This window comes from Flagellimonas lutaonensis (assembly GCF_000963865.1).
GTDB lineage: Bacteria > Bacteroidota > Bacteroidia > Flavobacteriales > Flavobacteriaceae > Flagellimonas_A > Flagellimonas_A lutaonensis.
This window is the reverse complement of sequence record NZ_CP011071.1, coordinates 2,000,238-2,013,624: the sequence shown is the minus strand read 5'-3', so window position 1 is coordinate 2,013,624 and position 13,387 is coordinate 2,000,238. Positions and strand designations below refer to the sequence as shown.

The 13,387-nt window shown below is 44.6% G+C and carries 13 protein-coding genes; 8 read left to right on the top strand and 5 right to left on the bottom strand.

Annotated elements, in window-relative coordinates; genetic code table 11:
• Window positions 1-73 precede the first annotated feature (73 nt).
• Together VC82_RS09450 and VC82_RS09445 are read left to right on the top strand one after the other, a co-directional pair.
• Window positions 74-952 carry a flavin reductase family protein gene (locus VC82_RS09450; protein WP_045802163.1) on the top strand — a complete coding sequence of 293 codons (879 nt, stop codon included), beginning with the start codon at window positions 74-76 and terminating at the stop codon, window positions 950-952.
• The gene (locus VC82_RS09445) at window positions 952-2,052 is read left to right on the top strand and encodes a pyridoxal phosphate-dependent aminotransferase (protein ID WP_045802162.1); all 1,101 of its coding nucleotides are present in this window, start codon (window positions 952-954) and stop codon (window positions 2,050-2,052) included. Before VC82_RS09450 ends, VC82_RS09445 begins: the two co-directional genes overlap by 1 nt.
• Before the next feature lie 37 nt (window positions 2,053-2,089).
• On the opposite strand, the gene VC82_RS09440 is transcribed toward VC82_RS09445, so the two are convergent.
• Window positions 2,090-2,590 (bottom strand): lipocalin family protein, encoded by a 501-nt coding sequence (locus VC82_RS09440; protein ID WP_084598189.1) that lies wholly within the window; start codon window positions 2,588-2,590, stop codon window positions 2,090-2,092.
• A gap of 67 nt (window positions 2,591-2,657) precedes the next feature.
• Complete coding sequence (locus VC82_RS09435; protein WP_084598188.1) at window positions 2,658-5,324, bottom strand: DUF5916 domain-containing protein; 2,667 nt, start codon at window positions 5,322-5,324, stop codon at window positions 2,658-2,660.
• Between the two features lie 245 nt (window positions 5,325-5,569).
• Here VC82_RS09435 and rplM point away from each other — a divergent pair, with 245 nt between their 5' ends.
• The 6 genes from rplM to frr all read left to right on the top strand — a co-directional run bounded on the left by rplM (window position 5,570) and on the right by frr (window position 10,193).
• Window positions 5,570-6,025: a 50S ribosomal protein L13 gene (gene rplM / locus VC82_RS09430; RefSeq protein ID WP_045802160.1), complete on the top strand. Its 456-nt coding sequence runs from the start codon at window positions 5,570-5,572 to the stop codon at window positions 6,023-6,025.
• A complete protein-coding gene (gene rpsI / locus VC82_RS09425; protein ID WP_045802159.1) occupies window positions 6,025-6,411 on the top strand; it encodes a 30S ribosomal protein S9 in 387 nt (128 codons plus the stop codon). The genes rplM and rpsI overlap by 1 nt, the downstream gene beginning before the upstream one ends.
• Window positions 6,412-6,688: 277 nt before the next feature.
• On the top strand, window positions 6,689-7,885 hold the full coding sequence (rpsB, locus tag VC82_RS09420; protein WP_045802158.1) for a 30S ribosomal protein S2: 1,197 nt from the start codon (window positions 6,689-6,691) through the stop codon (window positions 7,883-7,885).
• A 49-nt stretch (window positions 7,886-7,934) separates the two neighbouring features.
• Window positions 7,935-8,759 carry a translation elongation factor Ts gene (tsf, locus tag VC82_RS09415; RefSeq protein WP_045802157.1) on the top strand — a complete coding sequence of 275 codons (825 nt, stop codon included), beginning with the start codon at window positions 7,935-7,937 and terminating at the stop codon, window positions 8,757-8,759.
• 130 nt (window positions 8,760-8,889) lie between these two features.
• The gene (pyrH, locus tag VC82_RS09410; RefSeq protein WP_045802156.1) at window positions 8,890-9,597 is read left to right on the top strand and encodes a UMP kinase; all 708 of its coding nucleotides are present in this window, start codon (window positions 8,890-8,892) and stop codon (window positions 9,595-9,597) included.
• A gap of 41 nt (window positions 9,598-9,638) precedes the next feature.
• A complete protein-coding gene (gene frr, locus VC82_RS09405; RefSeq protein WP_045802155.1) occupies window positions 9,639-10,193 on the top strand; it encodes a ribosome recycling factor in 555 nt (184 codons plus the stop codon).
• A 70-nt stretch (window positions 10,194-10,263) separates the two neighbouring features.
• Here frr and VC82_RS09400 read toward each other — a convergent pair whose 3' ends face one another.
• The 3 genes from VC82_RS09400 to VC82_RS09390 form a co-directional block, all read right to left on the bottom strand.
• Window positions 10,264-11,460 carry an IS256 family transposase gene (locus VC82_RS09400; RefSeq protein WP_045802154.1) on the bottom strand — a complete coding sequence of 399 codons (1,197 nt, stop codon included), beginning with the start codon at window positions 11,458-11,460 and terminating at the stop codon, window positions 10,264-10,266.
• 94 nt (window positions 11,461-11,554) lie between these two features.
• Window positions 11,555-12,370 (bottom strand): M23 family metallopeptidase, encoded by an 816-nt coding sequence (locus VC82_RS15910; protein ID WP_045802153.1) that lies wholly within the window; start codon window positions 12,368-12,370, stop codon window positions 11,555-11,557.
• Window positions 12,371-12,725: 355 nt separating this feature from the next.
• The gene (locus VC82_RS09390) at window positions 12,726-13,310 is read right to left on the bottom strand and encodes a hypothetical protein (protein WP_157518048.1); all 585 of its coding nucleotides are present in this window, start codon (window positions 13,308-13,310) and stop codon (window positions 12,726-12,728) included.
• Window positions 13,311-13,387: the final 77 nt, after the last annotated feature.

Sequence of the window (13,387 nt, the reverse complement as noted above, 5' to 3'; positions counted from 1 at the left end):
ACATTAAGCGCAGTCGAAATGACTTCCCCAACTTTTCTTTTGTCTCGACTGCGCTCGACATGACAGAAAAGTTATGATAAAAACCATAGACCCAACCCAATTGCCACAGCCCGAGCTGCACGGTATTTTATTAAGCGCTGTGGCCCCCAGGCCCATCTGCTTTGCCAGCACGGTTGACAAAGAAGGAAACGTGAACCTCAGCCCGTTCAGTTTTTTCAATGTCTTCAGTTCAAATCCGCCGCTCATGATCTTTTCACCCGCGCGAAGCGGTCGTGACAATACCACCAAGCATTCCTATCAAAATGTGAAAGAGGTACCGGAGGTGGTCATCAATATAGTCAACCATTCCATGGTCGAGCAGATGTCTTTGGCGAGCACTGCGTACGATAAAGGGGTCAACGAATTTGTCAAGGCCGGTTTCACCCAAGTGGCGAGCGAAAAAGTAAAACCGCCCAGGGTGGGCGAGGCGCCCGTGGCCTTTGAATGCAAGGTCACCAAGGTAATTGAACTGGCAGAACTTCCCGGGGCGGGCAACCTAATCTTTGCGGAAGTAAAACTCATCCATATCAACAAAGGCTACATGGATGAAAATGGCACCTTGGACACTACCAAACTCGACTTGGTGGGCCGTATGGGCGGCAGTTGGTACACCCGTGCAAGCGGTGATGCACTGTTCGAAATTCTGAAGCCCATTCGCAACAAGGGTATCGGGGTCGACCAACTACCAAAGGGTATTCGAGAGAGCGAAGTGTTAACCGGCAACAATCTGGGGCGCCTGGGTAATGTGGAAAGGCTTCCGGATGAAACTGAAATTGAAAAGGCGGCCCAATGGGCAAAGACAGAAGCGCTTTCTTCAAAAAAAGACATCCATCTGCGGGCCCAGCAACTACTGGAACAAGGAGAAACCAAAAAGGCTTTGACCATTTTGTTATACGCTGAAAAATTTGACTGATGGAAAAGGGAATCGAATCGATTTTCAAACCATACCTAGAACCCAAAGAGGTATACAAAGGCGGTAAAAACATACCGGCCTCCACCAAAAAGATCTATAAGCTTTCGTCAAACGAGAATCCATTGGGGCAATCTCCCAAGGCAACGGAAGCCCTTATCAAGGCGGCACAAAATATAGCGCTTTACCCCGACCAGACCGATATTCGTTTACGAGAAGCATTGGTGCTCGATTTCGACCATAAGTTGGCCGCCGATCAATTTATAACGGGCAACAGCGGGTCAGAGATTATCGACATGATTTTAAGGGCCTTTATCAATGAAGGGGATGAGGTTATTTTTTCAAATCCCTGCTTTTTGCCTTATTCTGTATTTTCAAGGTGGTACGGGGCCAAGCAGATAGATGTGCGCTTGAAGGATTTCGATTATTCCTTGGATGTGGAAGGAATCTTGAATGCCATTACAGAGCGCACGAAAATCATTTTTTTGACCGGCCCCAACAACCCCACGGGCACTTATATTCCCAAGGCTGTTTTGGAGGATTTTCTGGCAAGGATTCCCAAAAATATACTTGTGGTCTACGACGAGGTCTATCGCCAGTTTGCCGATGCGGAAGACTATGTGACGGCCCTACCCTATGTTATGCAGGGCTACAACATTGTTGGCCTCAACAGTTTTTCAAAAACCTACGGACTGGCAGGGCAACGCATTGGCTACTGCTACACCACCGCGAAAATTGCGAACTACATCCGTCAGATCCATAAGCCCTTTTTGCTGCCGATCACTTCCATTGAGGCCGCTATTGGGGCGCTAAACGACAAGGAATTTATTGCGAATACCGTGAAAACGGTACAGGATGGAAAAATATTCTTAGCAGATGCCTTCGCTTCGCTAGGAATTAAATATTGGCCCACCCAAGCAAATTTCTTTATTATAGACCCCCCATTGCCCGAAATGGAGTTTACCGATTTCTTAATGGCGCAGGGCGTAATGGTACGACCCGTTTCCCAATTCGGTGCCCCGGGCAAGGTTAGGATTTCCATTGGCGACCAAGAAGCCAACGAAGCCCTCGTTCAGGCTTTGGTAAAAATAAAAACCCGTTGACAAACAACGGGTCTTTGAAGAATTTTTGTCGATCTGTCTATTGTTTGGTAAAAATGGCTTCGGCACCAACATAGTTGTTTTCATCAATGTCTTCACCTGCGATGATAAGGGTATTTCCTTCCAATTCTATGGTTATGGTTTCCACAGTGCCATTTCCATCATCCAACGTAAGCTGGTCTCCCTCAAGTGACCAAGAGGCCGTTTCATTATCGCTTTCCGTAGGACAGGGAACATCCAACCCGTTGGGCCCTGCGTTCACCTGTAAATAATTGACCTTGTCGGTACTTGTTGCCGAACCATCGGCATTGAATGTAAAACTTACCAAAATGCAGTTTTCTTGCAATAGTTCGTCGACTATTTCATCTGCCAAGTTAAGGCTCGGATCCGAAAGATCTTCTTCAAACCGTACATCGGTCATGTTCCATGTTCCGACCAATGCGCTCGGTTCAAGGTTTCCGTCTTCATTTTCATCATTATCGGTAGAACATGATGTGATGACGGCAAAAGCCACAAAAAGTGGCATAAAAAATCGTTTCATAGTAATTTGATATGAGGTGTTTGTTACCACATAACGCAGAAAAAAACATATTAGTACCCTGTGCGAATCATAGAATAAAGCGATAGGTGGCCTTGAGCAAGAAGATATTCTGTGGTCTTTGGCCAAAAATATTGTCGCCCAAACTGCTAAAAAGCCCCTCAGAGGAATCGCCGGATTGCGATACGTCTTGTGACCAGACCAAGAATATCTCAGAACCGGGAATGTACTCCCACCTTACGACCAGATTCGAGCGAAACTGGATGAACGAGAAATCAGGATTGCCAAAAGTAAAGTCGGTGGTGCCATCACGATTCTCATCGACCGAAAAAGTGTTATCGGCAAAGGAAATCTGGTCGGTATCATACTGCAGAAAACGAGCTGAAAAATTTTTGGCAGTGGCATCGGTCACATGTTTGAAATTTGAGTACCGACCCCTTGAAATAAAGGGTTGTCCCCAATACTGTATAGTTAGGTTCGGGTTTATATTGTAGTTCAGCCGTAAAGACATGCTCAAGGTTCGCTGCTCGATTTCACCATTGAGATATCGTACCCCATTAGGGGTGTCTATGTTGTTGACATATTGCAGCTTGTCGTTATTGATGCCCAGTTCAGGAAAAACAGAAATACGCAATGCATTGGTGGGTTGGTATGAAAACCCGGCCTGGATGTTGTATGACCTAATTGAGTTGTCAACAGCCTTGCGGCCATTGTGGAATACACTGAAGCGCAATTTTTTTCGTCTATCGGTGTTGATCCCGTTCCAAAAACTCATCCAAGGTGATCTGCGCAACCTTGGGCCGCCCCTAAGGGCAAAATTTGAATATTGTATGGGCGCATAGTTGAACCCAAGGTTGGTGAACCAGTTGTTGCTCCAGTTTTGCCAACTGTTGGTGTTGAATTGTAGATAGTTGTGGTTTCCGCCAAAATCCCAGGCGCTCCAATGGTTGTAATTGATGCCCACCCTTCTGAAAGTACTATCAGGTTTCAAGGTTCGGTAGCCGACCCAGGTATAGTGCCTTATATCGTCTGCCTGTCTTTGAAAGCCGATGTCGTTGAGTTCCAATTCGGGTGAACGCCACGTGCCACCGGTCTCGAACATGAAGTGGCCATTGCCCACTTTGCCCAATTGCAGGTTGCCCCCGGTACCGGTCAGGGATGTCTTGTCAGGATCTACCTCTACATGCTCGGCATCGACCCGTTGAAACAGATGGGTAATGGATTCTTGGGTATTTTGGATGGCCTCTTCGCTGCCCCTTACATGGCTCCAATTGATGTTGCCCCCCAAGTACCAATCACGGTCGTTCCATTGGTGTTTGAAGTCAAAACCACCGGTATAGGCCTGACGGTGAAGAAAATCGATATTCTCACTGAGCGCATCACGGTTCACCGCGGTTAAAATACCCCCGATGTACGAATTTCGCTCATTAAAGTCTTTTTGAAGCCTGCCGACGAAATAGTTGGTCAAGGGCTCAACGATCTCTCTTCGGCGGTCACCATTGTTATCGATGGTCGCATATCGGCGGGCGGTAACACTTTCGAGCACACCAATGGCCCAGCCATCTTTGGTCTTGCCGCTGAAACGGGCCGCCCCGATGATAGGGGTGTTCTCGGGTTGGTCGACAAATTCACCATCGTTGGTGTTCGGAAAACCCTGCGGGTTTCTACCAATTCGTCGGCTGTAAAAAATATTATCGGCACCAAAGGTGTTGCCTGCCTGTGACTGTGACAGGCTAAAATCGAAAATATTGTTGTTTTCGACAAAAAATGGTCGCTGTTCCCTGAAGAAAATCTGAAATCCGTCCAATGCAATGGCCGAAGGGTCTGCCTCTACCTGCCCAAAATCCGGATTAACGGTCAAATCCAACGTCAAATCATTGGTTATACCGATCTTGGCATCCAACCCCACGTTCAAATCGGTATCATCGCCATCGCGAAAAGGATTGCTTTCCTCGGCTTCATAGGTTATGCCCCTGGCCACGGTATAGGGCTGTATTTCCAACTGTTTTTGTGGTTCAATGTTCTTTAGGCCATGTAATTCACCGAATTCACTGACCCATCCCGGGGCATCCAAGGGCACCCGCTGCCATAGCGAACGCTCTTCTTCCCTAAAGAAACGCCTAGTTGACTGAAGGCCCCAAATCTGGTTTTTTTCTTTGCCAAACTTGATCTGGCTGAACGGTATTTTTAGCTCGGCCGTCCACCCCTCCTCATCAACATGGGTTTTTGTATACCAGATCGGGTTCCAGCTATCGTCCCAGTTGTTGCCATTCTCAGAGACCAGTTCATCGCCCTTTACGCCAGCTACGGTAACATTAAAAGAGAACGCCGTGCGCTTGTCATGGTAGCTGTCGATATTGAACTCGATCCAATCTCCATCAAAACCATCACGGCGCGACATTCTTTTAACTATGTTCTCCGGTTCAGCATCGTAACACCTCACCCCTATGTACAAAAACCCGTCGTCGTAGATGATCTTGAACTTGGTCTGATAGCTGGGCGGGGTATTTTCGTCTGGGCGGTTTTCTATAAAGTCGCCTGCCCAATCCACGATTTCCCAAGCCGGGTCGTCGAGCTTACCATCGATTATGGGCGCTTCTTGGCCATTTACTTCTTTTGTTGTGTATATTTTTTTGGGAATAAAATCAGGTGCAGGTTTTGGCTTTTTCGCCTGCTGGGCCGTAAGGTTCAAAATTGCAAATACAAAGACAAGCGAAAGGCCGGCGGTAGTTCTCACGTGAATTAGCTTTTTGATTGATGCAACCTAAAGACCCTAAAAAAAAGAACTCGTTACAGTTTTTATGAAAATAGACCCGTTTTTAACAATAATTTTGGAAAACAAATTGCAAATGGTCTTGAAAGAACTTCGCGGTTAAAAAAGCAAAAAAATATTCCCAATCAACGGTTTGTAATTCAATCTAATAATTGTACATTTGCAGCCCGTTTGACGGAATTGCATGTTAAACCCATAATTTTTAAGGTTTGGATACTTTAAGCTATAAAACGATTTCTGCCAATAAAGCAACTGTTGACAAGCAATGGTTGTTGGTTGATGCCGAGGGGCAAACACTGGGCCGGTTGGCCTCAAAAGTGGCCAAGTTGTTGCGTGGAAAACACAAGCCCAACTTTACCCCACATGTCGATTGTGGTGACAACGTGATTGTCATCAATGCAGAAAAAATCAACCTTTCAGGCAACAAGTGGACCGACAAGGTGTATTTGCGCTATACGGGCTACCCTGGTGGTCAGCGATCGGTTACTGCGAAAGAAGTTTTGGACAAGCACCCAGAAAGACTTATCGAAAAATCTGTCAAGGGTATGCTTCCCAAAAACAAATTGGGTGCCGCCCTGTTCAGAAACCTAAAAGTATATGTGGGTTCAGAGCATAACCATGAAGCACAAAAACCCAAGGCGATTAACTTAAACGATTACAAATAATGGAGACAGTCCACAAAATCGGTAGAAGAAAGACGGCCGTGGCCCGTGTGTACGTTACTGAAGGAAAAGGCAATATCACTGTCAATAAAAGACCTCTTGAAGATTACTTTACAACAGGCACCTTGCGCTATAAAGTGAACCAGCCATTTGCGCTTACCGGCAACGAAGGCAGTTACGATGTTAAAGTAAATGTTTACGGTGGTGGCATCACAGGCCAAGCCGAAGCGGTTCGATTGGCTCTTTCAAGAGCTCTTTGCGAAATCAACGAAGAGCACAGGGAAGTCCTTAAGCCCGAAGGACTGCTTACCAGAGATCCAAGAATGGTCGAGCGTAAGAAATACGGCCAAAAGAAGGCGCGTAAGAAATTCCAGTTCTCTAAGCGTTAATGCTGTTCCGACAGCTATCGGAATGTGTCGGCATCTTTTGAGACGGGTCAAAAAAAATTATCGATGTGGCCTTACCACATCACCTGAATAACAAAGTTCATTGAAAATCCTGATGATATTTCGTCAGGATTAAATTTTAACCCAAGTTGTCGTTGTTCCAAAGAACTGAAGAACTTCTTTGGAATTTAGTTTAGCATCTAAATGCCAAGGGCGATCCGCCAAAAGCGGAGACCACCTCGGCATTGCTATCTCAACGGAACGTAAACTAATTACAAAAATGGCAAACAAAGTAGAAGTCAAAGACTTATTGGAAGCAGGGGTGCATTTTGGGCACCTGACACGTAAATGGAATCCGAACATGGCTCCTTATATCTACATGGAGCGCAACGGAATTCACGTTATCAATCTTTACAAAACCGCAGCTAAGCTCGAAGAGGCCAAAGAGGCCCTTAAGAAAATTGCTGCGTCAGGAAGGAAAATCCTTTTTGTAGCCACCAAGAAGCAAGCAAAAGACATAGTGGCCGACAAGGTATCAAAGGTAAACATGCCCTACATCACAGAAAGATGGCCCGGTGGTATGCTGACCAACTTTGTCACTATCAGAAAAGCGGTCAAAAAAATGTCGTCTATCGACAGGATGAAAAAAGACGGCACATTTAACACCCTTTCTAAAAAAGAACGTCTTCAAGTGGAACGCCTTCGTGCCAAATTGGAAAAAAACTTGGGCTCGATTGCCGATATGACCCGATTGCCCGGGGCTATCTTCATTGTGGACACTATGCGGGAGCACATTGCGGTGAAGGAGGCCCAAAAGTTGAACATCCCTATTTTTGCGATGGTCGACACCAATTCCGATCCCAGGCCCATCGATTTCGTGATTCCTTCAAACGATGATGCCGGTAAATCAATCGAAATTATTTTAGAGCAAGTTACCAGTGCTGTCGCAGAAGGTCTTGCTGAACGAAAAAGCGAGAAGCAAGCTGCTGCCGAAGAAGAGGAAGAGATAAAGGAAACCTCAAAGACAACCGCTACCGTCATAGGTGAAGAAGACGATGAGCCGGTAAAAGCTCCTAAGAAAAAAGCAAAGGCCACAGAGGCAAAAAAAGAGGCCAATGAAGTAAAGAAGGCCGAAGTAAAGAAAGAGGAGAAAAAAGAAGAAAAAAAGGAGGCTGAGCCAACTCCCAAAAAGGAGAAAAAAGCTGAGGAAAAGAAAGCCGAAAAGGCCGATGACCTTACCAAAGTCGAAGGTGTAGGGCCAAAGGCAGCCGAAGCATTGGCCAACGCCGGTCTTGCAACCTATGCTGATTTGGCCAAGGCAAAGCCTGAAAAAATCAAAGAGGTTTTGACAGAGGCCAGCTCTAGAATGGCACACCTTGACCCTACATCATGGCCAAAGCAGGCAAAAATGGCAGCCGATGGCAAGTGGGACGAGCTAAAAGAGTGGCAAGACAAAGCCAAGGGAGGGGTTGAGTAAGCCCACAAAACAATAACTGATTTATTTAAACATCTAAAAGACAACTGAAATGGCAAAAATCACAGCCGCTGAAGTAAATAAATTGCGAAAGGCCACAGGTGCCGGTATGATGGATTGCAAAAAGGCATTGGTCGAGGCCGACGGCGATTTCGACAAGGCAATCGAAATACTTAGAAAAAAAGGTCAAAAAGTCGCCGCCAAAAGAGCTGACCGCGACTCTTCTGAAGGGGCCGCCATCGCAAAGGTAAATGGCGACAAAACCTCAGGGGTCATCATCTCTTTGAACTGTGAGACCGACTTCGTTGCCAAAAACGAAAGTTTCGTGGCCCTTGCCAATGAACTCGCAGAAGTGGCTCTTGGTTATGACGATAAAGACGCTTTTCTTGCTGCCTCATTCAATGGCATGACCGTTGCTGAAAAATTGACAGAGCAAACAGGCGTGATAGGTGAAAAAATCGAAATCGGCAGCTTTGAAAAATTGAGTGCTCCTTTTGTGGGGTCTTATATTCATGCGGGCAACAAGATTGCAACCTTGGTAGGCCTTTCAGCTGGTGTTGAAGGTGCTGCCGAAGTAGCCAAAGATGTTGCCATGCAAGCCGCTGCAATGAATCCGATCGCACTTGATGAAGATGGGGTAGACCAAGAGACCATCGACAAAGAAATCGAGATTGCCAAAGAACAATTGCGCCAAGAAGGGAAGCCTGAGGAAATGTTGGACAAAATCGCCCAAGGAAAATTGAAGCGTTTCTTTAAGGACAACACCTTGGTCAACCAAGATTTCATCAAAGACAGTAAGAAAAGTGTTTCACAATATGTGAAATCAGTAAATCCCGATTTGACCATAACAGGGTTTAAAAGGGTAGCCTTGGGTTAATTCCTTTTGCAAATTCAAACAAAAGCCCCGACCAAAATCGGGGCTTTTTGTTCTTGGTATATCAAGCAATCGATTGCACAGGCCCATCAATATTTTTGATTATTTTTGTTCGGATTTGAACAACGTGTAAATGCGGTACAAAAGAATTCTGTTAAAGCTAAGCGGAGAAGCCCTAATGGGCGAACAACAATACGGTATAGACCCCAAAAGGCTTGAAGAATATGCCGAGGATATAAAATCGGTGGTCGACAAAGGAGTCGAAGTAGCAATTGTAATCGGCGGCGGTAACATTTTTAGGGGCCTTTCTGGGGCAAGCCAAGGAATGGACCGCGTACAAGGAGACCATATGGGCATGCTCGCCACGGTCATCAATGGTTTGGCCCTGCAAAGTGCACTTGAGCTCAAAGGCGTTGAAACCCGTTTACAATCTGCCATTAAAATCAATGAGGTAGCCGAACCTTTTATAAGGCGCCGAGCCATTCGCCATCTAGAAAAAGGCCGTGTGGTGATTTTTGGAGGCGGTACTGGAAACCCTTATTTTACTACCGATTCTGCAGCGGTATTACGTGCGATTGAAATCAAGGCCGATGTTATATTGAAAGGCACAAGGGTCGATGGTATTTACACCTCTGACCCTGAAAAAGATAAGAGTGCCACCAAATTTGACTCTATATCATTTAATGACGTCATCACAAAAGGCCTAAAGGTAATGGATACCACCGCATTTACCCTGAGCCAAGAAAACGAGTTGCCCATCGTGGTCTTTGACATGAACACCAGGGGCAATCTGATGAAAATAGTATCAGGCGAAAAGATAGGAACGGTTGTCAATGTTTGATATGGCATGCCAATTGATAATAGTTTGATAAACACATCACCATGAACGAAGAGATAAAATTCATTTTAGATTCGGCTGAAGAGCACATGAAGGGCGCTATGGAGCATCTTCAAAAAGCATTTGTAAAAATCAGGGCGGGCAAAGCAAGTCCAGCTATGCTGTCGACCGTCATGGTCGAATACTATGGTTCACAAACACCATTGTCTCAAGTATCCAACATCAACACTCCCGATGCACGTACCATATCGGTACAACCTTGGGAAAAAAGCCTGTTGCCCGAAATAGAGACGGCCATTATGAACGCCAATCTGGGCTTCAACCCTATGAACAATGGTGAAATGGTCATTATCAACGTACCTCCCCTGACAGAGGAGCGAAGAAAGCAGCTTGTAAAGCAAGCAAAGGCCGAAGCCGAAGAAGCCAAAATCAGTATTCGAAATGCGCGGCAAGAGGCCAAGAAAGAGCTTAAGGCACTTGATATTTCAGAAGACCTACTGGACAACGCCGAGATAGATGTTCAAGAACTAACCGACAAATACATTGAAAAAGTGGATGCGGTTCTTGAGGTCAAAGAGGCTGAAATTATGAAGGTTTAAAAAAATCAAATTAGATTTGACACTATCCCAATAAGTGTGTAAGTTTAAATTAGCAGGGGTTTGACTTTATTTAAAGTCTGACCCTTTTTTCATAGATCGTAAGGAACTGGTTCAGGATTATGCCCCAGTTCCTGATGGGCATAGACCATTTTTTGGTGGCCTCCCTTACGGCCAAATATACGGATTTCATCACGGCGTCGTCGGTCGGGAAGGACAGCTTGTTCTTGGTGTACTTGCGTATCTTCCCGTTCAGGTTCTCGATAAGGTTGGTGGTATAGATGATCTTGCGTATCTCCACAGGGAACTCGTAGAACACGGTCAGTTCGTCCCAGTTGTCCCTCCAGCTCCTTATGGCATAGGAGTACTTGCCCTCCCATTTCTGCGCGAAGTCCTCCAGGGCGGCCTTGGCGGCCTTCTCGTTGGGGGCGTTGTAGATGCCCTTCATGTCCGAGGTAAAGGCCTTTTTGTCCTTCCAGACCACGTAGCGGCATGCGTTGCGGATCTGGTGCACCACGCATATCTGGGTCTTGGATTCGGGGAAGACGTTCTTGATGGTATCGGTAAAGCCGTTCAGGTTGTCGGTGGCCGTGATCAGGATGTCCTCGGTGCCACGGGCCTTCATGTCGGTAAGGACGGACATCCAGAAAGCGGCGGACTCGTTCTTGCCCAGCCACAGGCCGAGTACCTCCTTTTTCCCGTCCCTTCGCAAGCCTACGGCCACGTACACGGTCTTGTTGACGACCTTGGAGGATTCCCTGACCTTGAAGACGATGCCGTCCATCCATACGATCAGATAGACCGGTTCCAGGGGACGGTTCTGCCATGCCGTGATGTCGGCGGCCACCTTTTCGGTGATACGCGATATGGTGGAGGTGGAGACATCGAACCCGTAGGCCTCCCGTATCTGCTCCTCTATGTCACTGACCGACATGCCCTTGGCATAGAGCGATACAATTATATTTTCAAGCCCGTCGATTATGTTGCCCCGCTTGGGGACTATCATCGGGTTGAAACTGGCATCCCTATCCCTGGGAACGGCTATCTCGGATTCCCCGAAGGAAGTCCTTACCTTCTTCTTGGAATGCCCGTTGCGCTTGTTGGCATTGGACGAACGCTGGTGCCTTTGATAGTCCAGGTGGCCGTCGAGCTCGCCCTCGAGCATCTTCTCGATGCCGCGTTTTTGGAGTTCCTTCAGAAAACCGTTGAGCTCGTCCCCGGTCTTGAACTGTTTCAGAAAATCGTCGTTGAACAATTCTTCTTTCTTCATGATGTGCAAAATATTTAAAATTAGACAAAAAATTAGCGGGGGCATGCCCCCGCTAATTTTCTATTTACACACTTTATGAGATAGTCCTTTAGATTTAATCGTATCCTCTCATATACTTTGAATGAGGCTTTAACTCTTCTATTGTATCACCGTTTTTACCAGTGCGAAATTTGGTCGGGAGTGTAATGTCCTTGTCAAATTCTTTTCGAAATACCATAAAATGAAGATGAGGGCCATCGGAATATCCAACATTACCACTCTCAGCAATAACTCGGCCTTTTTTGACATCATCACCGACCTTTACCTTTGCCCCTTTGAATTTAATATGTGAATAATCGGCGAAGGTGCCATCTTCATGATATATCAAAACTTGATTGCCAAACTTTTTACATTCTTCTGAGGGGCAGCTTATATTGTTCGAATCGATTACTTTCACTACCACTCCATCCCTTGCGGCACAGACTTTGGTGCCTTTTGGCATTTCAAAATCAATCGCATATTGATTCTTATGTGAGAAATCGCCATTATAGCCCTGTATTACTTCAAAAGCTTTGTTCTTTTCAAATGGAAGGTGGTAATGGTACAGAGAGTCGTACATAGTTCTGAACGCATCCCCGAAGTAATACTTAAAATCATACTTAAAAAAACTCCTTTTTTTCAAATCCAATGGCACTAAGGTCGTGAGCAACATGCTGTCACTTCTTGCCGGCACCACGAAGGTATTATTGCTGTCAACAGGTTTTAAATTTTTCAACTCAAAATCAATCACCAGCGTTACAGGGCAGTACTTCTGGTTGTCAACCAGGATTTTGATGCTTTTTTCGACCATTTTATGGTACACTTTTATGTTCTCTTGGCCAAAAGAAACAGCAGTTATCAAGTAAAGTAGAAAAAGTAAGGGGTTTTTCATTCAAGCACCATAAATGGTTGAAGATTCGTTGAAAATACCATTAAGAACATTGAAGCAGCAAATATTTAACTCGGCGGAACAGCAAAAAAGTATAACAGCAATACCAACCAGTATGATTGTCAGCCCTAAATATGTGGTGCATAAATTGTATCATTGATGTAAATCGAAGCTGTCCTATTCCCAAAAAATAAACTGAAAAGCGGTAGTGCAGAAATTAGAACAAAAAAGTATCCATTTCTTTTTCAAAATATAATATTTAGGTGATGCCATTCTATAATAATCAGCAAAAAAAGCCAACTTATAGTTAAAATTATCGATTACTTCAGCATTTGGTATTCTACAATTTAAATAAATCTTATCTAAGTGGATCTACAATATTTAGTAACCCCGATTGTTGAATCTCTTTTCGAAGGCTATTTGAAATTTCTATAAAAACACCTCGGTTTCCTCTATCTTCTAATTTTGGTTTTTCTGTAGAGTACATTATATTTAAAAAAGTCAGGTAATCAAAGACCGAAATGTTTTCATCAAAGAGGATAAAAATTATTTGATTATTCCAAAAAAGCTTAAAAACTTTACTCATCTCAAATCTCTCTAACAAAATACCATTTAAAGAAATTCTTTCATTACCATGAACAATAATATATGATGTATTATACTTATCGATAATGTTGGAAACGGAAGTGAATTTTCGGGCATATAAATCTCTCTTAATCAAATCAAAATTTTCTATATCAGCAGTCACTTTATCCTTTGATTGTTTTAATCCACTATTTGGAGACATTGTTAGCTTTATTTCAGAAGAAAAAGCATTAATGCTACTATTTTTCCAAGATTTAAGTGTTGTAGGCGGTAATCTATGAAACAATACGTCGACCGAATAGTTGGCAATATTCCTTATCCAAACATTTTTTTGTGGGAGCCTTGAAAGTTGTTGCATAACTTTGAACAATACAGAGAACTTTACATCATGGTTACAGTTCAAAATTAATTTTGTGTTGACAATCTCAACTGGCT